Annotated in this window: 26 protein-coding genes and 2 pseudogenes; 21 read left to right on the top strand and 7 right to left on the bottom strand. The window is 34.1% G+C overall.

Annotated features, from left to right (window positions below):
- Positions 1-282 (top strand): annotated as a pseudogene (locus EAH81_RS26295) (IS982 family transposase); the annotation flags it as partial.
- Between the two features lie 947 nt (positions 283-1,229).
- Here the strand turns inward: EAH81_RS26295 and EAH81_RS26290 are convergent.
- From EAH81_RS26290 to EAH81_RS26265, 6 genes are all read right to left on the bottom strand, one after another.
- Entirely contained in the window at positions 1,230-2,297 is a 1,068-nt protein-coding gene (locus tag EAH81_RS26290; RefSeq protein WP_140511957.1) for a glycosyltransferase family 9 protein, read from the bottom strand.
- A gap of 87 nt (positions 2,298-2,384) precedes the next feature.
- Positions 2,385-3,140, bottom strand: a complete 756-nt coding sequence (locus EAH81_RS26285) for a phosphatase PAP2 family protein (RefSeq protein WP_140511956.1) — start codon at positions 3,138-3,140, stop codon at positions 2,385-2,387.
- Between the two features lie 35 nt (positions 3,141-3,175).
- Positions 3,176-6,244, bottom strand: coding sequence for an efflux RND transporter permease subunit (locus EAH81_RS26280; RefSeq protein WP_140511955.1), 3,069 nt, complete (start codon positions 6,242-6,244; stop codon positions 3,176-3,178).
- A gap of 6 nt (positions 6,245-6,250) precedes the next feature.
- Positions 6,251-7,201 carry an efflux RND transporter periplasmic adaptor subunit gene (locus EAH81_RS26275; protein ID WP_161595861.1) on the bottom strand — a complete coding sequence of 317 codons (951 nt, stop codon included), beginning with the start codon at positions 7,199-7,201 and terminating at the stop codon, positions 6,251-6,253.
- Complete coding sequence (locus EAH81_RS26270) at positions 7,170-8,405, bottom strand: TolC family protein (RefSeq protein WP_161595860.1); 1,236 nt, start codon at positions 8,403-8,405, stop codon at positions 7,170-7,172. Before EAH81_RS26270 ends, EAH81_RS26275 begins: the two co-directional genes overlap by 32 nt.
- 30 nt (positions 8,406-8,435) lie before the next feature.
- A complete protein-coding gene (locus tag EAH81_RS26265) occupies positions 8,436-9,443 on the bottom strand; it encodes a YncE family protein (protein WP_140511952.1) in 1,008 nt (335 codons plus the stop codon).
- 272 nt (positions 9,444-9,715) lie between these two features.
- Here EAH81_RS26265 and EAH81_RS26260 point away from each other — a divergent pair, with 272 nt between their 5' ends.
- Entirely contained in the window at positions 9,716-10,132 is a 417-nt protein-coding gene (locus tag EAH81_RS26260; RefSeq protein ID WP_140511951.1) for an EamA family transporter, read from the top strand.
- 261 nt (positions 10,133-10,393) lie between these two features.
- Here the strand turns inward: EAH81_RS26260 and EAH81_RS26255 are convergent, their stop codons facing one another.
- The gene (locus tag EAH81_RS26255; protein WP_140511950.1) at positions 10,394-11,464 is read right to left on the bottom strand and encodes an AI-2E family transporter; all 1,071 of its coding nucleotides are present in this window, start codon (positions 11,462-11,464) and stop codon (positions 10,394-10,396) included.
- 518 nt (positions 11,465-11,982) lie between these two features.
- Between EAH81_RS26255 and EAH81_RS26250 the strand changes: the two genes are divergently transcribed.
- The 19 genes and pseudogenes from EAH81_RS26250 (at position 11,983) to EAH81_RS26160 (ending at position 26,662) form a co-directional block, all read left to right on the top strand.
- Positions 11,983-12,255, top strand: a complete 273-nt coding sequence (locus EAH81_RS26250) for a hypothetical protein (RefSeq protein ID WP_140511949.1) — start codon at positions 11,983-11,985, stop codon at positions 12,253-12,255.
- Between the two features lie 308 nt (positions 12,256-12,563).
- A complete protein-coding gene (locus EAH81_RS26245; protein WP_140511948.1) occupies positions 12,564-12,947 on the top strand; it encodes a GreA/GreB family elongation factor in 384 nt (127 codons plus the stop codon).
- Positions 12,948-13,003: 56 nt separating this feature from the next.
- The gene (locus EAH81_RS26240; RefSeq protein ID WP_140511947.1) at positions 13,004-13,426 is read left to right on the top strand and encodes a hypothetical protein; all 423 of its coding nucleotides are present in this window, start codon (positions 13,004-13,006) and stop codon (positions 13,424-13,426) included.
- Between the two features lie 12 nt (positions 13,427-13,438).
- Complete coding sequence (locus tag EAH81_RS26235) at positions 13,439-13,984, top strand: helix-turn-helix domain-containing protein (RefSeq protein WP_140511946.1); 546 nt, start codon at positions 13,439-13,441, stop codon at positions 13,982-13,984.
- 411 nt (positions 13,985-14,395) lie between these two features.
- Positions 14,396-15,517: pseudogene (locus EAH81_RS27720) on the top strand (NAD(P)/FAD-dependent oxidoreductase); the annotation flags it as partial.
- Positions 15,518-15,523: 6 nt separating this feature from the next.
- On the top strand, positions 15,524-16,237 hold the full coding sequence (locus EAH81_RS27715) for a methyltransferase domain-containing protein (protein ID WP_140511959.1): 714 nt from the start codon (positions 15,524-15,526) through the stop codon (positions 16,235-16,237).
- Positions 16,234-17,286, top strand: a complete 1,053-nt coding sequence (locus EAH81_RS26220) for a type III polyketide synthase (protein ID WP_140511945.1) — start codon at positions 16,234-16,236, stop codon at positions 17,284-17,286. Before EAH81_RS27715 ends, EAH81_RS26220 begins: the two co-directional genes overlap by 4 nt.
- 282 nt (positions 17,287-17,568) lie before the next feature.
- Positions 17,569-18,006: a 3-hydroxyacyl-ACP dehydratase FabZ family protein gene (locus EAH81_RS26215; protein WP_140511944.1), complete on the top strand. Its 438-nt coding sequence runs from the start codon at positions 17,569-17,571 to the stop codon at positions 18,004-18,006.
- Positions 18,003-19,277, top strand: coding sequence for a beta-ketoacyl-[acyl-carrier-protein] synthase family protein (locus tag EAH81_RS26210; RefSeq protein WP_140511943.1), 1,275 nt, complete (start codon positions 18,003-18,005; stop codon positions 19,275-19,277). The genes EAH81_RS26215 and EAH81_RS26210 overlap by 4 nt, the downstream gene beginning before the upstream one ends.
- A 4-nt stretch (positions 19,278-19,281) precedes the next feature.
- On the top strand, positions 19,282-19,536 hold the full coding sequence (locus EAH81_RS26205) for an acyl carrier protein (RefSeq protein WP_140511942.1): 255 nt from the start codon (positions 19,282-19,284) through the stop codon (positions 19,534-19,536).
- Positions 19,533-20,039 carry a 4'-phosphopantetheinyl transferase superfamily protein gene (locus tag EAH81_RS26200; RefSeq protein ID WP_140511941.1) on the top strand — a complete coding sequence of 169 codons (507 nt, stop codon included), beginning with the start codon at positions 19,533-19,535 and terminating at the stop codon, positions 20,037-20,039. Before EAH81_RS26205 ends, EAH81_RS26200 begins: the two co-directional genes overlap by 4 nt.
- Before the next feature lie 506 nt (positions 20,040-20,545).
- A complete protein-coding gene (locus tag EAH81_RS26195) occupies positions 20,546-21,364 on the top strand; it encodes an alpha/beta fold hydrolase (protein WP_140511940.1) in 819 nt (272 codons plus the stop codon).
- A gap of 67 nt (positions 21,365-21,431) precedes the next feature.
- Positions 21,432-21,749 (top strand): phosphoribosylpyrophosphate synthetase, encoded by a 318-nt coding sequence (locus EAH81_RS26190; protein ID WP_140511939.1) that lies wholly within the window; start codon positions 21,432-21,434, stop codon positions 21,747-21,749.
- A 10-nt stretch (positions 21,750-21,759) separates the two neighbouring features.
- The gene (locus tag EAH81_RS26185; RefSeq protein WP_140511938.1) at positions 21,760-23,646 is read left to right on the top strand and encodes an amidohydrolase; all 1,887 of its coding nucleotides are present in this window, start codon (positions 21,760-21,762) and stop codon (positions 23,644-23,646) included.
- 210 nt (positions 23,647-23,856) lie between these two features.
- A complete protein-coding gene (locus EAH81_RS26180; RefSeq protein ID WP_140511937.1) occupies positions 23,857-24,285 on the top strand; it encodes a DoxX family protein in 429 nt (142 codons plus the stop codon).
- 30 nt (positions 24,286-24,315) lie between these two features.
- A complete protein-coding gene (locus EAH81_RS26175; protein ID WP_140511936.1) occupies positions 24,316-24,981 on the top strand; it encodes a YoaK family protein in 666 nt (221 codons plus the stop codon).
- A gap of 99 nt (positions 24,982-25,080) precedes the next feature.
- Positions 25,081-25,371, top strand: coding sequence for a GNAT family N-acetyltransferase (locus tag EAH81_RS26170; RefSeq protein ID WP_140511935.1), 291 nt, complete (start codon positions 25,081-25,083; stop codon positions 25,369-25,371).
- A gap of 320 nt (positions 25,372-25,691) precedes the next feature.
- On the top strand, positions 25,692-26,312 hold the full coding sequence (locus EAH81_RS26165) for an alpha/beta hydrolase (protein WP_140511934.1): 621 nt from the start codon (positions 25,692-25,694) through the stop codon (positions 26,310-26,312).
- Positions 26,312-26,662: a hypothetical protein gene (locus EAH81_RS26160; RefSeq protein ID WP_140511933.1), complete on the top strand. Its 351-nt coding sequence runs from the start codon at positions 26,312-26,314 to the stop codon at positions 26,660-26,662. The genes EAH81_RS26165 and EAH81_RS26160 overlap by 1 nt, the downstream gene beginning before the upstream one ends.
- Positions 26,663-26,767 lie beyond the last annotated feature (105 nt).

Genomic DNA, 26,767 nt, shown 5'->3' with positions numbered 1-26,767 from the left:
TCGATTTATGGAGATAGTGCTTATACTGATTACGGTTTAGAAGATTTTGCCCTAATGAAAAAATGTGTTTTATTAAAAATTCAAAGAAAGTCAAATGCTAAACGAACAGATACAATAGAGCAAAAAAATGAAAAGTTAAAAATGAGAAAAAGAGTAGAAACAACAATAAGCGACATAAAAAAAATGTTTCCAAGAACTATACATGCAGTAACATTAGAAGGTTTTTTGATAAAACTGACATTGTTTGTATTTGGACTCCAGTTAAATAAAGCAATCAACTAGCAACTTGAATTAATTACTTTCTTTGTGTCCCGTCTCGAAGTTTCGAGATCGGGATTGTATTTCTATGCGTAAAGTTAAATCTTAGCGCGCTCCTTTGCGGTTAAAATTTTTATGCCATGGATTATAGAGATAGAAATGATTTTTTTTTGCCACAAATTTTTAAAAATTAATTCGTAGTGATTCGTGAATTGGTGGCTGATAAACTTTACGAACTCTTTGCGGTTAAAATTTTTATGCCATGGATTATAGAGATAGAAATGATTTTTTTTTGCCACAAATTTCACAAATTTTCACAAATTAATTCATAGTGATTCGTGAACTCGTGGCTGATAAACTTTGCGAATCTTTGCGGTTAAAATTTTTATGCCACAGATTAGAGAGATAAAAATGATTTTTTTTGCCACAAATTTCACAAATTTTCACAAATTAATTCCTAGTGATTCGTGAATTCCTGGCTGATAAACTTTGCGAATCTTTGCGGTTAAAAATTTTATGCCATAGATTATAGAGATAGAAATGATTTTTTTTGCCACAAATTTCACAAATTTTCACAAATTAATTCGTAGTGAGTCGTGAATTCCTGGCTGATAAACTTTGCGAATCTTTGCGGTTAAAAATTTTATGTCACGGATTATAGAGATAAAAATGATTTTTTTTCACCACAAATTTTCACAAATTAATTCGTAGTGATTCGTGAATTCGTGGCTGATAAACTTTGCGAACTCTCCTATGTTTGCCCACAGATTTAAACGGGTTAAACGGATCTATACAGATTTGAAATTAAGTATCAGTGTAAACCCGTTTAATCTGTGTCATCAGTGTTCCATTTTTTACAAAGCTTTGCAAGTGTTGCGAACTCTTTGCTGTAAAATTCATCCCTGATTTATAGCTCCACAGGTTTTGGCATTGATCCGTTATAAAATCTATCCTTCAAAACATATCCTATTTTAGAGATTTTTTTTATCTAATAAAATAGGGTCTATTTTTAATACATACTGATTTTTGTTAACAATACTGTTGGTATCAATACCTATACTATTATATCCGTAAGGCTCATATTTTTGAAGATTGGAAACAGAGAATAGACCAACCACAGGAGTATGTGCTGCGTTAGCCAGATGCATAATACCGCTATCAGCTCCAATAAACAGTGCTGTATTGGCTAATACTGCCCCAATTTCGCGTATATCTTTGCTATAAAAACTCGTTGCCCTAAAATGTATTTGAGAAACATTTTCAATTGGTAAAATTTCAAGAATGTTATAGTCTCGTTCGTATTTTACTTTTAAAAGCTCATAAAAATCCGTCCACCAAAATTCAGATAAACATTTGTCACCAGTAGCGTATGTGAAAATTGCAATTGTTTTCTTTTCATTGTCAAACTTATTGGAAAGGATATCTCTGCCGTGAACTAATTCTGCAGTACTTAATTTCAGGTCGGTTTCTAAGACAGGCCCATCGGCAGTATTTAATGAAATACTTTTCAAAAAATTTCTAAAATTATATACCGGATATTTGGCGATATGCAGATAATCATTTGCTTTGGCACCATTTTCATTTAAATCGTCACCATAAAATTTAAAAGCAGCATTAGAGAATTCAACTGCCAGTCTGCCCGAAGACGACTCTTTGTCGACGTTTATAGCCATATCATACTTTTTACCTTTTATTTTTAGCCAGACTTTTAAATAAGCCACAAGGCTGTTAAAAGGTTTTTTAGGAAGCACAATAATCTCTCCTGTCTGAGGATAATTTTTTAGAATAATGGGCATTAAACCACCTTTAACAAACAGATCGATTTGCGCGTTAGGAAAAGCTTTGCTTACTTCCTGAATTAAAGGCGTAATCAAAAGTAAATTGCCCAGCCTGGCATTTGGTCTGCAGATTAATACTTTTTTTATTTGCGATGGGTCTTCAATTACTTTTTTGGACGTATTTTTAGAAACACCAATATTTTTGGTAAAAAAGCGCATTGTGCTTCTTCGTGCATTGTTTATTTTTTTTGAAATTTTCATTTTTGTACTTTATAAGATATTAAAAGCTATGGCAATAGCTTTTGTGGTATTTAATACTTATTTAAAATCAGGTTAACTTATATAAGGCTAAAACTGCACTACCATGCCGCCGCCAAACTGTTTTCCATTATAAAAAGGCATAATCATGGAGGTTACTTTATTTTCTTTTGAAGGGAAAATTTTGTTTTTCACATAAGGGAAAAGCCAATAGGCAGCTTTGGTGCTCAGTATTCCTATTCCGGCTCCGGCAGCAACATCAGTAAGCCAGTGTCTGTTGTTGACCATCCTGAAAACACCAGTTCCTGTTGCCACAATATATCCGCTGATTCCGTACCAAATAGACTGATCTTTGTATTCCTGATACAGAAATTCGGCTCCGGCAAAAGCATTTGCAGTATGTCCGGAAGGAAATGAATTAAATGACGAACCATCAGGTCTTTCTACATGTGTAATATCTTTTAGGGCAAAAACCGTAACATTCATAATAAGAAAAGATGTAGCCAAAATAATTGATCGGTCTTTAAGATTGTTTTTTCCCTTAATACCAACAGCATTAAGCGCATAAACAGAAGCTGCAGGTGCAAATTGTGAAAAATCGTCAATAGTAATTTTACTATCAATATGTTCATTGACTTCTTCTTTTATCTCGGAATTAAATCCTTTGAGCCAATCACTTTCAAGACCAACAAGTCCATAACCAATCAAGACGCCGGGAATAATTAATTGTTTATAATTAAACTTTAAATTTTGAACGGTATCTTTTACAACAATACTATCTGATACTTTGCTTTGTGCATAAACAGTAGAAATTCCCAAAAGGAATAATAAAATAGCTTTTCGCATTTTAAAAAAATTAGGGATTAATGTTACCATGAGAATCAAACCTGAGTTGTTTTTTCTCCCAGTAAATAAGTATGATGATTTGAATTTTTATAAACAATTGCCAAAAGGCTGGGCAGCACAATTAACAATAAAGGCATAGCCACAATAAATCCTCCAATTACGGCTATAGCCAAAGGCTGATGCAACTCAGATCCTGTTCCGATCCCAATTGCTAAAGGCATTAATGCAATAATGGCTCCGATAGCAGTCATTAATTTGGGCCTTAAACGTGTTGAAATCGAATAAATTAAAGACTGATTGATATCTGAAGTAATTTTGAACGTTTCACGAAATTGCAGAAAAGTAAAAATGGCGTTTTCACTGATAATTCCAACAATCATAATAATTCCTGTATAACTGCCCACATTCAGTGGAATATTGGTTATAAAAAGCAATAAATAACTTCCTGAAATTCCTAACACCGAAATAAAAAGAATTACCAAAGCCGCTCTAAAATCCCTGAATAAAAACAAAATAACTCCAAAAACTAAAAGTGATGAAGCAATTAAAATCAGTAATAATTCTTTAAACGCTTGTTGTTGATCTTTATAAGCTCCTCCATATTCGATATAATAACCCTGAGGCAATTTGATGTTCTGGTCTATTTTTTGTTGAATTTCGCTCATCACACTTCCCAAACCGCTGTTGTCAAGTCTTGCTGTTACAACACTCATCATTTGCAGATTCTCCCTTTGTACCTCAGCACTTCCTATTTCCGGCGTAATCTTAACTAAATTTGAAAGTGGAATGGATTGTCCGCCTGGAAGAAATACTTGCAATTGCTTGATTTCATCCAGACTTCTTTTTTCTGAATTTTTATAGATCAGCCGAATCGCCGTAGCTTGCTCCTGTTCTAATAAAGTACCAATAACGTTTCCTTCAAGCTGCGTCTGCATCTGAAATTGCAAATCAGCGGGCGTGATACCATATTGGGCAAGCAAGGTATAATTAGGTTCAATGTGTATACTGGGACCGGCGAGAACAATACCATCAAAAACATCAGCTGTTCCTTTGGCTTTTTCAACCACTGCGCTCACACTTTGAGCTATTTTATTCAGTTTTTTTTGGTCATTTCCATAAATTTTTACTTCAATTGGAGAAACCGAACTCATCAGATCTCCCAGCATATCCCCTATCACTTGTCCAAAATCAATACGCAAAGCAGGCTGACTATTTTCTACCTTTGCTCTTATATCATCAATCACATCATTGGTAGTTCCGGATCGGTCCTTTTTTAATTGAATCAGATAATCTCCCGTATTGGGTTCTGTAATAAAAAATCCCATTTGAGTTCCGGTTCTTCGGCTATAAGCTTCTACATCTGGATTTTTAATGATTATTTTCTCTACTTCGCGCAACATTCGGTCCGTTTCTTCAAGAGAAGTTCCCGGTGGAGATTCATAGTCCAAAACAATACTTCCTTCATCCATTTCCGGTAAAAAACCCGTTTCAAGATTGGGAAGAATTAAGAAAATGGACACTATCAACAACAGGCAAAAACCAATACTCAAGACTGGTCTTTTAATAAAAAAAGAAACCCATTCCTGTTCTTTTACTTCGTGAATTTGGTGTTGTTTTTTCTCAGAAGGTTTTCTTTTTTTGGAAAGCATTAAATAAATAACAGGAAGCAATAACCACGTAACCAGAAAAGAACATATCAATGTAATAATCATAGTATCCGTGAGAACTTTAAAATACGATCCCGCTACTCCACTCATCAGCACAAACGGAATAAAAATTACAATGGTACTAATAGACGAACCTAACATCGCGGGAAATAGATAATTTATCGCTTTTTGCAATAAGGTTGCTACAGGTTCATCAGGATGTTCTTCGTGCGTGCGATGAATTTGCTCTACGACCACAATCGCATCATCTATTATTAACCCTAAAGCCGCTGCTATAGCTCCAAGAGTCATGATATTAAAAGTTTGTCCTGTAAAATACAATACGGTCAATGTTAATCCCAGAGTTACCGGAATAGTAATTAAAATAGTAGCACTTGCTTTTACTGATTTTAGAAAAAGAACCGCAATAATAATGGCCAAAAACAGTCCGATAAGGAGACTATCCGTAACACTTTTTACAGCATCATTTACAAAGTTTGCCTGTTCATAAAAGGGTTTTATGCTAATATCTTTTGGTAATATTGCCTTAAGATCCTGCATTTTTTTATTCATGGCATCAGACATCTCAATAAGGTTAGCATCAGGCTGTTTTATAACAGCGATCAGAATACTCTCTTTACCGTTTGCATTGACTTTAATGTATTCTTTTGCTTCTCTTATTTCGACCAGACAAATATCACTTAGCTTTACAATACCTCGACTGTTGTTTCGGATAACCAGATTCTCAAGCTCATCCTTTTTATCTAATTGTGCGTCGGTAACGGTTAAATACAAATGATGATAATCTGCCAGATAACCATTGGATTTTATAAAATTAGTTTCGTTCATTACCTGAGTTACCATTGCTGGCGTAATGCCGTATGCACTCATTTTTTGATAATCCAGCGAAAGCCAATATTCTTTTTCCTTTCCTCCTACAATTCTAATTTCGCTTGTTCCCTGAATCTGAGAAAGAAATGGTTTTATAGTATAAGTTGCAATCTTTTTCAAATCAACCGGAGATCGGTCTTTGCTTTCAATAGCATAGCCAATAACGGGAAGTATCGACGGATTCATTTTCTCAACCGTAACCTGAAGATCCGGTGGAAGATCATTTTTAATTTGATTGATTTGCGCTTCAATTCTGGTTTTACTCAAATCTATATCCGATTTCCAGTTCATGAAGGCCGAAATCTCACAGCTGCCTCTGCTTGTTGTGCTTCTGACTGTTTCTAATCCTTGTACTTTTTTAATGGCACTTTCCAGAGGTTTGGTCACCGTAATCATCATTTTGTCTACGGGTTGCTGACCTGCATCTGCAATGATTTTTATTTTAGGAAATGTAATCTCAGGAAACAATCCAGTCTGCATATTGGAATACGAAAAGATCCCTCCTAAAATAATCAGGAAGATAATGGTACTTAATCCGTTTTTATGTCGGGCAAAAAAAGGCAGCATAATAGCTTATTTATTTGTGATTTTTATTTTGATAGTATCTCCAACTCCGTAATTTCCGGTTAAGAGAATTTGATCTGATGGTTTCAGTTTTGGTGATAAAATTTCTACTTTATTCAAAGATTCGATTCCTTTTTTGATCGGAACTTTAACTGCTAAATCTTTTCCAACCACTTTCATAATCCAGAAATCCGTTTGTGTTTCATCACTCAAAACAGCTCCTTTAGGAAGACTAATGGTTCTAGTTGCAGCAGTTTTGTCGATTCTTACTTTCACAATTAAATTCTCAGGAATATTTGAATTTTGCAATGCTTTTAAAATAACATTCTGTGTTTGCGATGCCGGATCAACAGTTGGCATGTATTTTTGAACTTTTGTTTTGATAGTCGTTCCGTCAGGCAAATACACGTTTAATACGTCATTGACTTTTACATATCTTTTCAATTCATAAGGAAGGCTCAATACAATCGAAAAACTTGCTGCATCATTGATAACTGCCAATGCATCGCCTTCCTGAACATAATCTCCTTTTTGAACATTAACAGCCGTTACATAGCCATCGCAGGTTGCTCTTAAATTTATCGCACCGCCAAAACGAAGATTAGGATCGAGTTTATTAATAGTATTGCCCAGAACTTTTGCTTCACGGGTTTTAAGGGAAAAAAGAAGCTGATTTTTTTTAACAAAATCATTTGATACTGCATTAACAACCTCCAAATAGCCCGTTGTATTTGCTTTAATGGTATTTTTAATCAAATAGGATGTAGTTGCATTTAGATCAACAAAACTTTCAATTGCTGTGGTATCGATATTCGTCACTGTTACAGGGACGCTAACAACTGCGGGCACTTCGGTCGGAACTGCTTTGTTGCAGGAACCCAAAATAATGGCAATAGCCAACAAGGGTAGCACGAGGGTAGATATGTTTTTATTCATTGGATTTCCAGTAATTGATTTCATTAATGATCTGAAGTTTATTGACACTGTTTTGTGCAATGGCATCCTGAATAGAAATAATATTGCTAAGGGCAATAATATATTCGGTAATCTGAGCGTCTCCGGTAAGCAGCAGTTTTTTATTGGCTTCGATAAGTGCCTCTGCTACAAAAAACTGTGATTGCAGTACTTTATCTGTTTCAATGCTTTGATTGAACTTTTGATTGAGCAGCAACAACTGCTGATCATATTGTCTTTTAAAATTCTTATTGTAACTATCAATCGTAGAAAGCGCCATACTGTTTTTTTGATGCTGAAGATTTCTTTGATTTCCATCATAAATAGGAATACTCAATCCGACACCTGCACTGAATCCGAAATTTTTATATCCCTGATAAATAAAACTCGAATTATAGCCCGCATCTCCTAAAAGTGACAATGCCGGTTTATAATTATTATCAATGAGTTTATCTGCATTTTTTATTTTTAAACTGTCTACTTCAAACTGTTTAAAGAAAATAATCCTTTCCTGACTGTCTGCTTTAATACTCAAATCGGGATTTTTAAGTTTTACAAAAGTGGTATCCTTTTCACCCGTTAGATAATTCAACAATGCCAGATCATTTTGATATTGCTGTTTGAGCTGAAGTGCTGTTAATTCCTGCTGTTTGATAGTTGCATTAAAAATCAGATAATCGGTTTGTTTATAAATAGAACTTCTCGTAAGCTTTTTTAAAATGGTTTCTTCTTCTTTTAAAAGAGCCGTAATCTTATTGTTATATCCAATTTTTGTTTCGGTCCCAAAAGCAGCAATGTATTGTGAGATGATACTTTTATCCAGATCTTTGACCGCAATTTTTTTATTGACTATCAATGCATCTTTTATTAGCTTAAAAGATTCTGCCTGAGAATTGATTTGATTTTTTCCCAATATCCTTTGATTAAAACCTACAAGTGCTGACACAACCTGCCCATTACTTATAGCGGTATCATATCCATATCCGTTAATAACAGGAGCATAACTCGCATTAAAATTTCCCGCCACCTGAGTTTTATAAGTCGCTCTGTTGAGAAGACTGTCAAGTGTTGAAATCTTTATCTGGTTTTGATAATCTACTAATAAAGGAGAATTTGTCCTGGCCTTATGGATGAAATAAGTCAAATCTTTCTCCTGCGAGAACGATTTGATACTTACTAAAACAAGTATGAAAAAAAAATACCTTTTCATTTTTATGTTCATTTCAAAAATTAGATAAAATTACTTTACCACTAGAATCTTAAATGAACCCGGTATAATGGCAGCGCGCGGGTTAGGATTATCTGCTGATGCCGAAGGTGTTTTTCCAAAACTAGCAGTGGACAGATACAATGTACCTGTGGCTTTACTCATTGTAATTGTTCTGGCGCCTTTTATCGTAGGAACAGTTTCTAAAACGGTATAACTATCTTTGTTTTTTTGTTTCACTACAGTCAGAGTTCCTTCTCCGTTAGAGCTGAATATCAATTTGCGTTTCTCATCAAAAAAAACACCATCAGAACCTTCGCCTATAGGCAAAGTCGTTACCTGCTTGCCCGTAATAGCGTCTGTTACAATCATAAGTGAGTTTGCGCAAACACTAAAAAGCCTGTTATTTACCACATCCAAAGCCAATCCTGAAGGTTCTTCTCCCGGACCTATATCCCAGGTATTTACAACTTCTAATTTGACAGCATCAATAACTTTGATTTGATGGTTATCTTCAATGTTAACGTACACCAATCCTTTACCATTTGTTACAGAAAATTCAGGATTTCCTCCCAAAGGAATTGTTTTTACAACTTTATTGGTAACCGCATCCAAAACAGTAGCGTTATTACTCTTTGCATTATAAACAAAAACTTTTTCAGAAAACGGATCGTATAGAACAGCGTCTGGTTTTACACCTTCAATTGCTACTTTTTCAATAAGTTTAAAAGTTTTTAATTTTACAATAGTAACAGCGTTGTCTTTCCCGTCAGTGATAAAAGCTTTATTGAGTTTATTAGCTATAGCAATACCATGAACGCCTTTTGTATCAGGAATTGTTGCAATAAGTTTTTCAGATTTCAGATTAACAACATTTACAACACTACCATGAGAAACAAATAAATTCTGAGCTGCTTCATCAATTGACAGATAATCCCAGCCTTCATCTCCGGGCAATTCAATTGCATGTGATAGTTGTAAGTTTTGAGCCATCAGAAAATGAGATGACAATACTGCAGCAATTATATATAGATATTTCATTATTAATGATTTATAATTGACACAAAGTTCATTCTCAATTTTGAATTAATTCTGTATTTCGTCGTAAGATCAATTAATATTTAAATATTTTTCATCACTAAATTAAGGTTTGCTGCCAGTGATAATTTTGAATTGTATTTTCTTATTTTATGATAAATACATATTAAAAGCAGCCAGAAAATATTTAGAAAAGAGGTCTATAATTATAAAACAAAATCTTAAATTTAATATCCTTTTTAAGATTGGTCAATTAACTAAAAAAACAAAAGTTTATGTGGTGGATATTTGCTTTACTTTCTGCTTTCTTTGCGGCGTTAACTGCAATTTTTGCAAAAATAGGAATCAAAGGTGTTGATACGGATTTAGCGACTGCGATAAGAACTGTAATTATACTGATTCTAGCTTGGGGAATTGCTTTTTTTAGGGGTGGAACAGATTCAATTCATACCTTAACCAAGCATAATCTGATTTTTTTATGTCTATCCGGAATTGCTACAGGACTTTCCTGGATATTTTATTTCAAAGCTTTACAGATCGGAAAAGTATCTCAGGTCGCTCCGGTTGATAAGTTAAGTGTTGCCATTGCAATAATTCTATCTATATTATTTTTAAATGAAAAGATAAGCCCTCTGGGAATTATTGGCGTTATTTTGATTATTGGCGGCACAATATTAGTTATATATAGCTAACAATAAGCACTCTGTATGCGTGATACAACTTTACTTTTAAAAAATAGTTTCACCTCAGTTGAGGTGAAACTATAACATTAAAATTAGAAAACATCTCGTTTCCTGAGGCTTTAAATTATTGGTTTTGAAACTAAAACTTTAAAAGGTTGGATAAAAATATACGAATTACCTTTTGATAGTGGGAAAATGGATTAGTTATAAAATCATTCCCTTGAAATTAGGCAAAGGATATGCTAAAGGAATCTTTGCGCAAAAGTCCCATTATAAACTGGTTTCAAAGCTGTCAGACTCATCCAGCCAGGCTATAAATAATTTATAACCAATTGAAAATACTATTGGTCCGACAAACAATCCAATAAATCCCGACATGATAAATCCGCCAATTACCCCAAGGAAAATAACAAGCATAGGAACTAATGCTCCTTTGCCCAGCAAAAGTGGTTTTAGAACATTATCAGAAAGTCCACTTATAATAAAAAAGACAGTCCAAAAAATCGCATAACCGGAATCTCCCGTAGAGAAAAGATAAATAATAACCCCAATATTAATAATAAAAGGTCCGATTTGCAAAATGGACAATATCAGGCATAATAAAGTCAGTATTCCGGCATATGGAATATCTGCCATAAAGAGCCCAAAAGCCTGGATAGCACTCTGAATTACGGCTACTCCCAAAACCCCTTTTACCACTTGATGAATAGTGGAAACCGAAATTACCAGAATTTCATCTGCTGCATTTCCAGCGATTCTTTTAACAAACTTTATTGCTAAGTTCTTAGCCTTTGGCGATACCAATAAAATACCCGAAATGATAATAGAGAGGATAAACTGCACAAAAGCGATTCCTGAACTTAATAACCCTCCCATTACTACAGAAGAAATTTCTTTTATCTGAGTTTGATATTTAAAAAAGCTCTTTTCTAAATCTGTTGACAAGGAAAGTAAAAAATCATAAAGAGGCTTTCCAATTACCGGCCATTCTTTGATTGTTTCGGCTGGTGTTGTCACTTTAAGTGTTCCTGCCTCAAAACTGCTTTTCAATTCTAAAAAATTAGATGCCGCAGCGTTTAAAAAATATACAACGGGCAATAACATCAGCCCTATAATAGCAATCGTAATAAGAACGGCCGCTAAGGTTTTTCTACCCTTTAATATTCTTTGAAGAAAATTAAAAAAAGGATAAAAAGCAATAGCCAGTATAACCGCCCAAAGTGTCGGCAATAAAAACGGTAACAGTAGTTTAAAACAAAACCCAACAATCAGGATAATAAAAAACAACTGTAAAATAGTTTCAAAGAGTTCTTTGCGGTTATTCAAATTAGAATTTTTCATTTTTATTTTTTTAGAGAAATTTAAAACATGATTTATTAAAATTATTTGTTTTGAAAAAAATTAGCATCCGAAACCAATTGGCCTATCAAAATTACCGGAAACAAAAACACCTGTAATAGCTTCAACCTGAATCAGTGATCTGACTATTGAATGAAGTCGTACAATTTCCCCAAAAGATGATTCTATTAGGGGAACACCTTTATGGCTTGTTATTCTTGTTCCTATTTTTATTTTACAGCTAATATCCTTTATGATTTTTTTTGTAACAGAAAAGCAAAACTTTATTCTAGTGTTAATCAATTTTGTTTTAACTGCTTGCCATTTTACATCTTACTAAAATATTATTAAAGCAAAAGTAATTTTTTATTTCATTGAATTTGAAGCACTTTGATCTAGAGAAAAAAGATTTAGCTCTTGTCAGTACAACACTCTACATCAGGAAAAAAAACATTTCTATTCTAATATTGATTTTTTCCACTTCATAAAAACAAAAAACAAGTCCTAAAAAACCAAATAACATGGACGCAAACACACTAAATCAGACCGAAGCTTGGATAATTGCCCTGCTGTTTTTTATATTAATGCTTATTTCAAGCTTTGTTGGAAAACTCTTCAGAAATTATATTCGAACTACAAAGCACACAAAAGAAAAATCAACCGAAACTAGTAATAATGAGTATGATTCGCGAAGAAAAATTATTATTGAAGAAACAAATGATATCGGCACCGCAATAACATCTCTCGTCTTTTGGGGGAGAAAGAAAAAGTTTCTCAAAGGATCAACGTATTAATAAGGTGGAATTACTCCGCATGTGATACAAAATTCCTGTAGTAAGCAAACGTTTATGACGAAACCATTCCTCATACAATACTGATTTAAAGCAAATTACCTTTTATGTAAAAATACAGGCATATCCTTTGCCTAGTATGAGTCAAATTAATATCAGAATAGAGTATTTATCGCTTTATACTAATAAAAGATGATGCAATCTTAAAATTGGAAATAACAAATCAGCATTAAAATGTCTTTTAGATCAATCTATGAATCAATAACAAAATTTGTGTTGATGATTCTTTATGAAATTTAAATTCAAAATACATGAAAAATAAAGAAATAATTATAGAAGAAAGTGAATTTGATTTCATCAGAGAATTAATAAATACTTCTCCAATAAAAACAGATAAAACATATAATTCTACACTTAAAAGACTGGAAAAAGAACTAAAATCTGCCAAGGTCGTTAAGAATGAAGATATGCCAAATGATATTGTAAGATTGCATTCAAAAATTACGATAAAAATAAATCCTAACTTAATTAGAGATTTTAAAATCGTATTACCTGAAAAAAGTAATCTAAGCGAAAATAAATTATCAATACTTTCTCCTATGGGATTAGCCCTTTATGGATATGCTGTCGGCGACGAAATTTTATGGCAATTCCCTTCAGGAGTAACTAAAATCAAGGTCCTCAAGGTAGAATAACTTTAAGAACGAAGGCCTTAATTAATACAACATAATTTTATAAAAAGTAGTAAACTTTGAAAACAATTGAACATTCATACGGAGCCGATTTAGATTGGATAGCTCCTTTTGCAAAAAAACTGGGAGGAAAATTCAAAAATAATTTTATAATTGTGCCTACTGGAATTTTTACGGGAACAAGATATGTCCTTGATTGTGGAGACGATATTGTTGCCTACTATGTTGATGTGACCAATAATAGAGATGTTAACTTAATTCAAAAAAACAAAAACAATGATTTTATCGGAATCTATTATAATCTAACTGAAGGAGAAGTTACCTATTCCAGTGATAGTTTTTCTCAAAATGTAGGACGCTGGCAATATAACTTATTAGTTATGGACAGCGCGTTAGAAACCAATTATCAAATTAAGGCTGGAAGCAGGTCGTTTGTACTTTGCATTTTTATTAAAAAAAACAAGCTGGCTTCGTTGTTATAAAAAAATAATAGTATGCTTCAGGATATCGATAAAATAACAGATCCTAAAAAAAACACTATCATCCGATTTGACCGTATGAGTAATGAGAGCTATCATTTGATACAAGATTTACAAAAATTAAAAGTTGGAGGGTCCATATTTGATCTAAACCTAACAGGAACTGTTCATTTATTATTGTCAAATTTTTTCAAAAAAATGTCAAGCACCAGAATTATTATACAAACAGTAAATGAAGTTGACCTGGCTAATATCGTCAAATGTCAAATGTTTCTAATCAACCATATTACCGACCAATTTCCTTCCATACTTTTAATGGCACGTAAAGCAAATATGTCTGAATCTAAATTTAAAAATTTATTTAAAAAAATAACCGGTAAAACCCCGAATGCCTTTTTTATGGAAAACAAACTTCTAAAAGCAAAAGAACTTCTTGAAGAAAACAATTTGACAATATCACAAACTTCAGATCGTCTAAGTTTTAGTAGTAACTCCTATTTTGCCTCAAAATTTAAAGAGCATTTTGGATTATCACCTAAAATGTTTTTGAACCAATTATAGCTTGAATACTATCTTTTTATAATTAATTTCGGAGTTTTCCATAGTCAATCTTAAAATAAAACTATCGGTCAACTTAAACCAATTAAGTCTCGCGATTCCAATTTTGCTATTCTCATTGCGCCGACTACCCGAATTTCGGCAGCTATTGTAAAAACTTTTTTTTTATAATCTACTTTGATTTTTTGCTGCGAATTTGTAATTTGGTTGCTATCCTTTATCAAGGATCATAACCCTAAATTCTACGGTTACGAGAAAATTTGTGATTAGTAAAAAAGAATGTGGTAAATTTCAGATCTGCCTGAAATCGAAAACAGTACAGGTTTTACTTATCTCAGAAGGATTCAGAAGTAAAATCCCTTTTTTACTTAAGAAAACACTCGTTTAATATAATAGTATATCTAAATTAATTATATGGAAACAAAGCCGGATGTAGTGATTATTGGCGGAGGACTTGCTGGTTTAACAGCGGCTATACATCTTTCTAAAAAGGGATTAAAAGTAATCGTAATCGAAAAATCCGATTATCCCAGACATAAAGTTTGTGGCGAGTATATTTCTAATGAGATTCTGCCTTACCTCCTATGGCTTAACATCAATATTTCAGAACTGAATCCCACCAATATTTCTAAATTCGAATTTACCACAAATAATGGAAAAACAGCAACTGCAAAACTTCCATTAGGCGGCTTTGGCATTAGCCGATATGCGCTCGATAATTTTTTATATCAGAAAGCATTAACGAACAATTGTACTGTTATTAAAGAAACCGTAAATGCTGTTTCTTTTAGCAACGATCTTTTTACTATTACAACTCCAAATCACGTTTTATCTGCTAAAATAGTTTTAGGTGCATTTGGCAAACGGTCTAATATAGATCAGGTTTTAAACAGAGATTTTATTACTAAAAAATCACCGTGGCTGGCCGTTAAAGCACATTATTCAGGCGATTTAGATAATGATCTTGTAGCGTTGCACAACTTTAAAGGTGGCTATTGTGGCGTTTCAAAAGTCGAGGATAATATTATAAATATTTGTTATCTAGCAGATTATAACACCTTTAAACAATATAAAAACATAAACGATTATCAGCAAAATGTACTTTATAAAAACAAACATCTCAAATCTGTTTTTGAAAATAGTACACTCCTTTTTGATAAACCAATTACGATAAGCCAAATCTCTTTTGATAAAAAACAGCCTGTAGAAAACCACATTTTGATGATTGGCGATACAGCCGGATTGATTCATCCGCTTTGCGGTAACGGAATGGCGATGGCAATTCATAGCGCAAAAATAGCATCAGAACTCATTGTAGATTATTATTCTGATAAAACAATTTCGCGCCAATTATTAGAAAAAAATTATACAAAACAATGGAAAAAACATTTTGGTAAAAGATTGTTTATGGGCAGAATTCTGGCGCAAATTTTAATCCACAAAACCATTACAAATATGCTCGTTGTAATCGCAGTATCTTTTCCCGGCATACTTCCTCAAATCATCAAACAAACGCACGGCAAATCTATAACAATCAATTCAATGGCCATAAACACTAAACATAGAACACTCGAAACCGAAATAATGGACGATTTTTCTCTTCAAGGAGAAGAATTACAAGAGGCATTAGACAAAATTGCAAGTATTAATCAGTTATTAGGGGGTAACAAACTTACACTTCATGGTATAAAAACGTTATTACAAAAATCTGATAGTACCGAAACAATTGTAATTGCTGATATAGGTTGTGGCAATGGTGATATGTTACGCATGCTGGCAAAATTCGGTCAAAAAAATAAGCTGAATTTTAAACTTATAGGTATCGATGCAAATGCATTTACAATAAATTATGCAAAAAGTCGCTCCGTTGAATATCCAAATATCGAATATGTGTGTGTAGATATTTTTAGCGAAGATTTTATCACAATAAAGTATGATATCGTTTTATGCACCCTTACGCTGCACCATTTTACCAATGAGGAAATATTAAATATAATTACTATCTTTAATAACAATGCCGAAGTTGGTATTATTATTAACGATTTGCATCGCAGCAAAATAGCCTATCGGCTTTTTAAAATGATTGGTATTATTTTTAATCTAAACAGAATGTCACGCGAAGATGGACTTGTATCTATTTTGAGAGGATTTAAGAAAAATGAATTAGAAAACTTTTCAAATAAACTAAATTTTAAAAACTATACCATAAACTGGAAATGGGCTTTTCGTTATCAATGGATAATCGCTAAAATATGAGTGTAAAAATAATAACTGTTGCAAAGCAACTACCGCAATATTCCCGTAAGACGTCAGATATAATCCCAATGTTAGAAGGGTGGCTGCACGGACAAGACGATCGTTTTATAAGAAAAGTAAAAAAGATATTTGAAGGCGCGGCCGTAGACAAACGCTACTCTATCATGGATCCTGCAGAAGTTTTTACAGCAACTTCATTTGAAGACAAAAACGATATCTATAGTCGGGAAGTAATTATTCTTGGCGAACAAGTATTAGAGAAAGCTCTTACTAAAGCAAATTGGAATCCGCAAACGCTCGATTACATTATTACAGTAAGTTGTACAGGCATTATGATACCATCATTAGATGCATATCTAATCAATAAAATGAAATTAAGACAAGATATTGTACGGCTTCCCGTAACTGAAATGGGTTGTGCTGCAGGAATATCGGGTATTATTTATGCCAAGAACTTTCTTAAAGCTAATCCGGGCAAACGTGCTGCGGTAATAGCGGTTGAATCGCCTACAGCAACATTTCAGCTTGATGATTTATCGATGCCAAATATAGTGAGCGCTGCAATTTTTGGTGATGGAGCTGCCTGTTGTCTTTTATCCTCTTATGAAGAAGATTATGGTCCCGAAATACTCGATGAGCAAATGTATCATTTTTATGATGCCGAACATATGATGGGTTTTAAACTCACCAATACAGGTTTGCAAATGGTTCTGGACATTGAAGTTCCCGAAACTATTGCATCACATTTTGAAGATATAATTCATCCCTTTTTACAAAAAAATAATTTAGAGATTAACGACATCGATCATATGATTTTTCATCCCGGTGGAAAAAAAATAGTAACTACAGTTGAATCCCTCTTTTCAGGATTAGGAAAAAATATCGATGACACAAAAGAAGTCCTCAAACAATATGGCAATATGTCGAGCGCAACAGTCTTGTATGTTTTAGAACGTATTATGGATGGAAATCCAAAATTGGGAGAAAAAGGACTGATGCTTAGTTTTGGTCCGGGATTTTCTGCACAACGGGTTTTATTACAATGGTAATTATTAGATAAAACTATTGAATTTGATTATTTGCATATAAAATTAGACACAGATTTTGCCGATTCGCTATTGCGAAAACGCACATAAAAACAGATTTTAAATGATTTCAAACCATTGAAATTTTATTTTAATTAAGAAAAAAAATCCGTTTTTATCCGCGTCTTTACAAAGTAAATCCGTTTTATCTGCGTTCAATTAAAAGCGGATTGTATGTGAACTATTTTTTTAATTTATTATAACAACATATTTACCAATAAATAAAACGGTTAAATAAAACAAATTATGGAATTGACCAATATTATAGCAAAATTACCGTACACTAAGCCTTTTTTATTTGTAGACGAATTATTGCATGCAGACGAAAACGGTGTTAGCGGAACCTATACTTTTAATGAGGATCTGGATTTCTATAAAGGTCATTTTAAAGATAATCCCGTAACTCCGGGTGTAATTCTTACCGAAACCATGGCACAGATTGGTATGGTTTGTCTGGGAATTTATTTACTGGGAAATAATTTCAACAAAGAAACCGTAATTGCTTTTACCTCAGCCGATATGCAATTTTTAAAGCCCGTATATCCTAACGAAAAAGTAACGGTGACTTCTCAAAAATCATTTTTTAGATTTGGTAAATTAAAATGTGATGTAATTATGAAAAACGAAGCCGGTCAGGAAGTCTGCAAAGGTATTTTGGCAGGAATGATTACTACAAAGCTATGAGAAAAAGAGTTGTAATAACAGGTTTAGGCATAACAGCTCCAAACGGGGTTGGAATTCCGGCGTTTACACATTCAATAAAAAATGGAGTATCAGGAATTAGGCATGATGCACAATTAGAGGAATTACAGTTTTCTTGTCAAATTGCCGGTCAGCCAGACATATCAGACGAACTTAAATCAGAATATTTTACAGAACTGGAATTAAGAGGTTTTAATAGCACAGGAATTTTATACGGCGTTATTGCCGGCATAGAAGCCTGGAAAAATGCAGGATTATCCATAGAAAACAATGAAGATCCCGATTGGGACAGCGGAACTATTTTTGGATCCGGCACTTCCGGAATTGATAAATTCCGTGAAAGCATTTATAAAATAGACGAATTACAGGTTCGTAGACTTGGCAGCACCGTAGTGGCGCAAACAATGAACAGTGGTGTCAGCGCTTATCTTGGTGGTAAGCTAGGACTCGGAAATCAAGTTACTACAAACTCTTCAGCCTGTGCAACCGGGACAGAAGCCATTTTAATGGCTTATGATCGCATACAATCAGGACAAGCCAAACGTATATTAGCTGGAAGTACCGGCGATAGCGGACCTTATATTTGGGGAGGATTTGATGCTTTACGGGTTTGCAGTTCTAAATACAACGATAATCCGGAACAAGGATCTCGACCAATGAGTGCATCCGCGGCAGGATTTGTCCCCGGAAGTGGCGCAGGTGCCTTGGTTATCGAAGATTTAGAAAGCGCCATAGAGCGAGGTGCAACCATTTATGCAGAAATATTAGGCGGAAATGTAAACTCTGGCGGACAACGCGGAAACGGAAGTATGACTGCACCAAACAGTACCGCCGTACAGCAATGTATTACTAATGCGCTAATTAATTCCGAAATTTCTGCAAATGAAATTGACGCTATAAACGGTCATCTTACTGCGACGACAAAAGACAGTCTTGAAATTGAAAATTGGACTAAAGCTTTAGGAAGAAGTAGAAACGATTTTCCATACATCAACTCTTTAAAAAGTATGACCGGACATTGCCTTAGTGCTGCCGGAAGCATCGAAAGTATTGCAGCAATTTTACAGCTTCATGAAGGTTTTATATTCGGCAACATTAATTGTGATGATCTTCATCCGGAAATTACAGCACTTATTGATCCGTTAAAAGTTCCTCAAAAAACTATTTACATTCAACCCAATATAATAGCCAAAGCAAGTTTTGGTTTTGGTGATGTTAACGCCTGTATCATCTTTAAAAAATTTCAAAAATAATCATATGAAAAAAGAAGAACTCATAGCCCAATTAAAAGTAATTATAAAACCTTACACAACAAATACGGAAGCCTTTGACAATCTTACTGAAGATACAGATTTCATTAACGACCTCAGCATCAATTCAGCCAATCTGGTAGACATTGTACTTGATATCGAAGAAACTTTTAATATAATAATTGAAGATACCGATATGCAACGTATGCTGGATGTTAAAACTGCAGTAGAAATCATAGAAACCAAACTTTCTGAAAAATGATTGGAAATGATGTCATAGATATCATACAGTCACGCCACGAAAGCAATTGGCAACGTAAAGGTTTTATGCAAAAAATCTTTACGCCTAATGAGCAATTAATGATCTCAAAAGCACCAGATCCCGAAATCACGGTCTGGTTGTTTTGGAGCATGAAAGAAGCGGCTTATAAAATTTACAATAGGCAAACAAAACGAAGAGAATTTATTCCTAAAAAATTAGTCTGTTCTATAGTATCACAAGACGACAATTCTATTATTGGAAAAGTGAATTGTGACCAAAATGTCTATCATACCAAAACAATTCTACTACACGAAAGCATCCATACCTTAGCAGTCAATTCTTTAGACGATTTAAAAAATGTAATGGAGATAGAAAACAAAAACATCATTAAAGACAGCAATGGCATTCCATACTTATGTAATTTTCTATCTAATACATTACAGGATGTTTCTATTAGTCATCACGGCAGGTTTCAAAAAGTGGTAACATTAGATCTAAAATAATATAATCGAGATTGAGTTTAATCAGCGTTTTTTTAGCTTTAAGTTTAAACTTAGTTTCAAATTATAAAATGAAACTGTAATCATTGAAAATGCAATATAAATAAGCATTTCAGTAATATGATTCAAATCCTGTTCTCCTCACACAAAAGTCATACTAAAAATTAAGACTTTTTTTATCCGTAAAATTCAAAACCAAATCAAAAAGTCTCAATTTATTATTCTTATCCATTTCAAAATTGAGCAGTCAATTTTATAAAATATCTCTGGAAATGAATAATCCATTCATAAATTTACGAAATATCGCAATCTAAAACTGCAACTTAAAAACATAAGGTATTGATTTTATTGAACTTATAATTTAAGGTATCTTATTTGCTTATTTGTTTGACATCAATTAAATAAATAAAACAGGTGATTACGTTTTTTCTTAATCTAGATTAATCGACAAACTTTTGTATCCTCTGTAAGTTTGTAAAAGAAATTTAATAATCTAAAATCAAAAAAAAATGAGCACATTTACAGTAAAAGACGGAACAGAAATTTATTACAAAGATTGGGGAAATGGTCAGCCAATAGTTTTTCACCACGGATGGCCTTTATCAAGCGATGACTGGGATGCACAAATGATGTTTTTCCTAAAACAAGGATACAGAGTTATTGCACATGATCGCCGCGGACATGGACGCTCTGGTCAAAGTTCTGAGGGAAACAACATGGAAACTTATGCATCAGACATCGCAGAATTAACTGTGGCACTTGATCTAAAAGATGCCATTCACGTAGGTCACTCAACTGGCGGTGGAGAAGTTATACGTTACGCAGCAAAATACGGAAAATTACGTGTTGCAAAAGCAGTAATAATTAGTGCGGTAACACCAATTATGATTCAAAACGAAGCAAATCCTGAAGGTGTGCCATTATCTGTTTTTGATGAAATAAGACAAGGTACAGGATTTAACAGAGCACAATATTTTTATGATTTTCCAATACCTTTTTACGGATGGAACCGAGAAGGACAAACTGTTCAGGAAGGAATTAAACACAATTGGTGGCGTCAGGGAATGATGGGTTCCGTATTGGCACATTATGAAGGAATAAAAGCTTTCTCTGAATCAGATTTTACAGAAGATCTTAAAAGTTTAGATATTCCGGTTTTGGTTCTTCATGGAGAAGATGATCAGATTGTACCTTACAACCAAGCACCTAAAGCTGCCGCACTTTTGAAAAACGGAAAACTAATTTCATATCCTGGTTTTCCACATGGTATGCCAACTACAGAAGCAGAAACAATCAATAACGATATTTTGGCTTTTATTAAAGCATAAGCTGATATTTCTTAAAACTAATCAAACTGCCTGTAATTTGTTTACAGGCAGTTAATCACTCCAAACTATGAACTCAATTCAACAACCCGCTTTTGATACCGTTACCGAAGCCTTACAATGGCTTAATCAGCAAGGTTTTACAGAAAACTTTAATCTGGACGAAAACTGTATCCGTTACAACAATAACACACAAACCATGTCACCTGATGATTTCAAAATTGAATATTTATTTCGTTTTGAAGGAGATACAGATCCCGGTGATGAAGATATTGTTTACGGAATTATATCCGAGATTTATAATATAAAAGGTGTTTTAACCAGCGCTTTTGGCATCTATGCAGATTCAGTTTCTGCCGAAATGATCAAAAAACTTTCAACACACTAAAACTAATTTTATGAAAGCAGATCTAATTTTATTCAACGGTAAAATTCATAGTTTCAATCCTGAAACTCCAAATATTACAGCGGTAGCAATCAAAGACGGAAAATTTATTGCAGTTGGAAATGACAGTAATGTAATGGAATTTGCCTCTGAGGAAACGAAAATAATCGACCTTCAGAATAAAAGAGTCGTTCCGGGAATCAACGATTCACACATTCACCTTATACGTGGTGGTTTAAATTATAATCTGGAATTGCGCTGGGATGGCGTTCCTTCTTTGGCAGATGCACTTAGAATGCTGAAAGAGCAAGTCGATCGCACACCAAATCCGCAATGGGTTCGTGTTGTGGGCGGTTGGTCTGAGTTTCAATTTGCTGAACGCAGAATGCCTACTTTGGAAGAAATCAATGCGATTGCACCGGAAACTCCTGTTTTTATTCTGCATTTGTATGACAGAGCCATTATGAACAGAGCCGCACTAAAAGCAGTTGGTTATACCAAAAATACACCAGCACCTCCCGGAGGACAAATCGAAAGAGATTCTAAAGGAGAACCAACGGGGCTTATTATTGCGACTCCAAACGCTATGATTTTGTATTCGACTTTAGCAAAAGGACCAACACTTTCTTATGAGCATCAGATCAATTCGACGCGTCATTTTATGAAAGAACTGAATCGTTTTGGAATCACAAGTGTTATTGATGCCGGAGGTGGATTTCAGAATTTTCCGGATGATTATAAAGTCGTAAATGAATTAAATGAGAAAAAACAATTAACCGTTAGAATTGCTTATAATCTTTTCACTCAAAAACCAAAACACGAATTTGAAGATTTTGAAGATTGGATTGATACCGTAAAATTATATCAGGGAGACGATATGTACCGCCATAATGGCGCAGGTGAAATGTTAGTTTTTTCTGCTGCCGATTTTGAGGATTTCCTACAGCCAAGACCCGATCTTCCTGAAAACATGGAAGCAGAATTGGAAAAAGTAGTACGCCTTTTGGTAGAAAATCGCTGGCCGTTTAGACTTCACGCAACGTATAACGAAAGTATTACAAGATTCTTAAATGTATTTGAAAAGATCAATCAGGAAATTCCATTTAACGGATTACCATGGATATTTGATCACGCCGAAACCATTGACGAACGTAATATCGAACGTGTCAAAAATTTAGGTGGAGGAATCGCAGTGCAAAGCAGAATGGCGTATCAGGGCGAATATTTCACAGATCGATACGGAGCAAAAGCAGCCGAAAATACTCCGCCAATTAAAAAAATGCTTGAAATGGAAGTTCCTGTTGGTGGAGGTTCTGATGCAACAAGAGTAAGCAGTTACAATCCGTGGGTTTCTATGTATTGGATGACCGCCGGAAAAACGGTTGGAGGTTTACAGTTGTACAATGAAAGCAAATTAAGCCGAGAAACCGCATTAGAATTATACACCAGAGGAAGCGCCTGGTTCTCTCAGGAACAAGCTAAGAAAGGAGATATTAGAACCGGAATGTTCGCTGATTTAGTGGTTTTGGATAGTGATTATTTTACTATCGATGACGAAGACATTAAAAAAATTGAAGCTGATTTGACTATTGTCGATGGAAAAATTGTGTATGCAAATGGAGATTTCTCCTCTTTTTCTCCACCTCATATTCCGATTTTGCCAGACTGGTCTCCAACCAATATTTACAATGGTTACCCAAGTAAAAGTAACTTGCAGAGCGCCATTGAAAAGAACGCAAAAGCAGATGCAAAACCAAGTCTGACTTCGCAAATACACAGTTGTAGCGGCAGTTGTGATGTTCATGCTCATAGCCACGATATTGCCAGAATGAGCAACGTGCCGGTAAATAATTATAACGCATTTTGGGGAGCGCTTGGGTGTTCTTGCTTTGCCTTTTAAACATATCGCATTGCATGTAATTAATAAAAAGTTTTTCAACACATAGAAACATAGCTTTTATGTGTAAAAAAGAGTGCTGAAAAGAAACCTATTTCTTTCACATAGCTAACTCTGTGTGTTTTAAATAAGTGAAACGCCTTTTTTGAGAATGCAAAATCTATGTCTCTATGTGTTTAAAAAAATCCCCCAACGGGTTAAACTTAAAATAAAATGACTGAAATTATAAAACAAATCCTTTATTCCGATTTAGGAACATCCTTCAATAATGCTGCAATTTTACTATTTAGAATATTATTGGCAGTAGAACTTTTCAGAGTTCATGGAATGAAGAAATTCAGAGTTGAAAACGGACAAAAAGAACATGTTCCAAATCCGTTGTATTTACCTGAAAAATTAAACGGATTAGTAGCCACTTTTTCCGACACTGTAGTTCCGTTTTTAATTATTCTGGGCATCGGAACCCGACTTGCAGTTCTTCCAACAATTGGTGTGACAGCCGTAGGATATTTTGTGGTGCATAGAAAAGATTCGCTCGAAGTACGCGACGTTCCTTATATGTATACTTTGTCCTTATTATTAATTCTTGCGCTTGGAGCAGGAAAATATTCACTGGATTATTATTTATTCAACCAAATTTAAAATGCTTCGTATTCACCTCAACTAAAAATTATGGAAATTCAAAAAAACATTTGGTACGTTACCCTGCTTCTCACGATGATAGCCGGATATTGCGACACGGTAACTTTTGTCGCAGCAGATTCGATATTTTCGGCGCACGTTACAGGTAACTTTATTGTCTTTGCTTATCAAATTATCAAAGGTTCAGATTTGCATGCGTGGGTAAAACTCCTCACCTTTCCTGTTTTTATTTTAGCCGTAATTGTTGGAGGACGAATTGCATTAAAAGCAACAAATCGGTATTCTATTTTATTTTGGGAAGGTATTATATTGGTTTTAAGCGGTATTGCTTGTTACGTTTTTGGCTATTTAGGAATTGTTTCACAATGGACGATTTACACCATTGCAATGACAACCGTATTTGCAATGGGACTTCAGAATGCTTTTGGAAAATTGTATACCAAAGAAACACACGGCCCAACAACCATGATGACAGGAAATGTTACACAGGCTTCTCTTGATCTAGGAAATTTATTAAAAAACGGATTAAAAGATGTTGATGTACTTTTAAGTTTCAAAAAACAATTAGTGACCATAATTGGCTTTCTTGTAGGTTGTTTTTTAGGAGCCGTTGCCGGAAAATTTTTCGGATTAGGAACTTTGGTTTTTCCGGGAGTTGCAATGATTATTTGTTATTATTACCACCGCGAAAACTAACCAAACACACATTTAAAATTGCAGATTTCTTCTAATATAGTATCTTTAAGATATGAATATTGGTTCTTTTTTATCTGCTAAAACAATACTATAAAATATATGGAAACTATAAAACTGGAATTAAACGAAAAAAAACATGGCGCTTTTAATCTTTATGTCGATGATAAAAAATTAGGCGAAATGACCGTAAGTATCAAAGACGATTTATTAACCGTTTACCATACAGGAGTTGAACCGGAAGCCGAAGGAAAAGGTTACGCAAAAAAACTGCTGGACGAAATGACATCGTATGTACGTGCTCATAATTTGATGGTTTTACCGCTTTGTCCATACGTACACGCACAATTCAAAAAACATCCGGATGAGTATCAAGATATTTGGAAAAAGTAATTGATTCTTTTATCCCCAAAGTCTGTCATTTCGAGGAACGAGAAATCACACTAGAAATTCGACAATCAAAATCGTTAATCAAAATCGCCAATCTTTGTCGAATTTCTAGTGTGATTTCTCCCTCTGGTCGAAATGACAAACTGAACGAAAATACTCTTATGGAAATGATTGCCATAGCCCCGATAGAAGTGAAAATCCTTTTATGTCTGCCGCGGCGGACATAAAAGATTGGAACGGATAGCGGGATTAGCTCCTGAAAAGAATTAAAATCTGCGTGAAAAATTAGCATTACAAAAAATATTAATAAAAAAATAAAACTCATGAATACAGAAATTATAACTGACGGCGTGCCTTTAGATCAAGCTAAAAAGGCTTTGATTATGATTCACGGACGTGGTGCAGGCGCTCATGATATTCTTTCAGTTTCAAGACATCTTAAGGTCGATGATTTTGCATTGGTGGCACCTCAGGCAGAAAACAGAACGTGGTATCCGTATTCGTTTTTAGTACCAATTGAAGAGAATGAACCTTCGTTTTCAAAATCATTAGAGGCGATTCACCAAGTTATGGTGGCGATTCAGCAAAACGGAATCGAAAAAGAGAATATCTATTTTCTAGGGTTTTCACAGGGAGCTTGTCTTGCTTTGGAATTTACAGCCAGAAATGCTGCCAAATATGGAGGCGTTGTTGCCTTTACAGGTGGACTTATTGGCGATAAGGTTTATGAAGATCATTACGAAGGAAATTTTGAAAACACACCAATTTTTATCGGAACGAGCGATCCAGATTTTCATGTTCCTGTTGAAAGAGTAAATGAAACAGAAGCGCTTCTTAAAAAAATGGGCGCATCGGTTACAAAAAAAATCTACCCAAATATGGGACATACCATCAGTCAGAACGAAATTGATTTGGCTAACGAACTTGTTTTTAGAAAAAAATAATGATTCAGATAACACGTGTTTACAGTGATACAAACGGCGAAAGTCATTTTGAAGACTTCGAAGTTCCGTTGAAAAATAATGGTGATATTGGTTTTTTATCTGATGATGAACCAGTGAAATCAATTGTTTTTAGAGAAGTTCTTCCATCTTACGATTACGATTTTCATAATGCACCGGACCGTCAATATATTATTTTACTGGAAGGCGGCGTAGAAATCGAAACGTCACTAGGCGAAAAAAGAATATTCAATACCGGATCAATTCTATTGGTGGAAGACACCACAGGAAAAGGACACAAAACAAAAAATATTGAGCCAAAACTTCGAAAATCAATATTTATAAAATTGTAAGAACCTAAACTTAATGGCTTTTTATTTCTTAATCTAGGTTAATCGATGCAGAAGTATAACAGACGTAAATTTGTATAAGAAAATCAATAACAAATTTAATATATA

Origin of the sequence: Flavobacterium pectinovorum (assembly GCF_006438875.1) — a bacterium.
Taxonomy (GTDB): Bacteria; Bacteroidota; Bacteroidia; order Flavobacteriales; family Flavobacteriaceae; genus Flavobacterium; species Flavobacterium pectinovorum_A.
The sequence above is the reverse complement of the archived record's forward strand: the minus strand, read 5'-3'. Positions and strand labels throughout refer to the sequence as shown.

Excerpts from the sequence above, each read along its gene's own strand:
- EAH81_RS26290 (WP_140511957.1), bottom strand. The coding sequence starts at position 2,297 with ATGAAAATTTCAAAAAAAATAAACAATGCACGAAGAAGCACAATGCGC.
- EAH81_RS26285 (WP_140511956.1), bottom strand. The coding sequence starts at position 3,140 with ATGCGAAAAGCTATTTTATTATTCCTTTTGGGAATTTCTACTGTTTAT.
- EAH81_RS26280 (WP_140511955.1), bottom strand. The coding sequence starts at position 6,244 with ATGCTGCCTTTTTTTGCCCGACATAAAAACGGATTAAGTACCATTATC.
- EAH81_RS26275 (WP_161595861.1), bottom strand. The coding sequence starts at position 7,201 with ATGAAATCAATTACTGGAAATCCAATGAATAAAAACATATCTACCCTC.
- EAH81_RS26270 (WP_161595860.1), bottom strand. The coding sequence starts at position 8,405 with ATGAAAAGGTATTTTTTTTTCATACTTGTTTTAGTAAGTATCAAATCG.
- EAH81_RS26265 (WP_140511952.1), bottom strand. The coding sequence starts at position 9,443 with ATGAAATATCTATATATAATTGCTGCAGTATTGTCATCTCATTTTCTG.
- EAH81_RS26260 (WP_140511951.1), top strand. The coding sequence starts at position 9,716 with ATGTGGTGGATATTTGCTTTACTTTCTGCTTTCTTTGCGGCGTTAACT.
- EAH81_RS26255 (WP_140511950.1), bottom strand. The coding sequence starts at position 11,464 with ATGAAAAATTCTAATTTGAATAACCGCAAAGAACTCTTTGAAACTATT.
- EAH81_RS26250 (WP_140511949.1), top strand. The coding sequence starts at position 11,983 with ATGGACGCAAACACACTAAATCAGACCGAAGCTTGGATAATTGCCCTG.
- EAH81_RS26245 (WP_140511948.1), top strand. The coding sequence starts at position 12,564 with ATGAAAAATAAAGAAATAATTATAGAAGAAAGTGAATTTGATTTCATC.
- EAH81_RS26235 (WP_140511946.1), top strand. The coding sequence starts at position 13,439 with ATGCTTCAGGATATCGATAAAATAACAGATCCTAAAAAAAACACTATC.
- EAH81_RS27715 (WP_140511959.1), top strand. The coding sequence starts at position 15,524 with ATGGCCATAAACACTAAACATAGAACACTCGAAACCGAAATAATGGAC.
- EAH81_RS26220 (WP_140511945.1), top strand. The coding sequence starts at position 16,234 with ATGAGTGTAAAAATAATAACTGTTGCAAAGCAACTACCGCAATATTCC.
- EAH81_RS26215 (WP_140511944.1), top strand. The coding sequence starts at position 17,569 with ATGGAATTGACCAATATTATAGCAAAATTACCGTACACTAAGCCTTTT.
- EAH81_RS26210 (WP_140511943.1), top strand. The coding sequence starts at position 18,003 with ATGAGAAAAAGAGTTGTAATAACAGGTTTAGGCATAACAGCTCCAAAC.
- EAH81_RS26205 (WP_140511942.1), top strand. The coding sequence starts at position 19,282 with ATGAAAAAAGAAGAACTCATAGCCCAATTAAAAGTAATTATAAAACCT.
- EAH81_RS26200 (WP_140511941.1), top strand. The coding sequence starts at position 19,533 with ATGATTGGAAATGATGTCATAGATATCATACAGTCACGCCACGAAAGC.
- EAH81_RS26195 (WP_140511940.1), top strand. The coding sequence starts at position 20,546 with ATGAGCACATTTACAGTAAAAGACGGAACAGAAATTTATTACAAAGAT.
- EAH81_RS26190 (WP_140511939.1), top strand. The coding sequence starts at position 21,432 with ATGAACTCAATTCAACAACCCGCTTTTGATACCGTTACCGAAGCCTTA.
- EAH81_RS26185 (WP_140511938.1), top strand. The coding sequence starts at position 21,760 with ATGAAAGCAGATCTAATTTTATTCAACGGTAAAATTCATAGTTTCAAT.
- EAH81_RS26180 (WP_140511937.1), top strand. The coding sequence starts at position 23,857 with ATGACTGAAATTATAAAACAAATCCTTTATTCCGATTTAGGAACATCC.
- EAH81_RS26175 (WP_140511936.1), top strand. The coding sequence starts at position 24,316 with ATGGAAATTCAAAAAAACATTTGGTACGTTACCCTGCTTCTCACGATG.
- EAH81_RS26170 (WP_140511935.1), top strand. The coding sequence starts at position 25,081 with ATGGAAACTATAAAACTGGAATTAAACGAAAAAAAACATGGCGCTTTT.
- EAH81_RS26165 (WP_140511934.1), top strand. The coding sequence starts at position 25,692 with ATGAATACAGAAATTATAACTGACGGCGTGCCTTTAGATCAAGCTAAA.
- EAH81_RS26160 (WP_140511933.1), top strand. The coding sequence starts at position 26,312 with ATGATTCAGATAACACGTGTTTACAGTGATACAAACGGCGAAAGTCAT.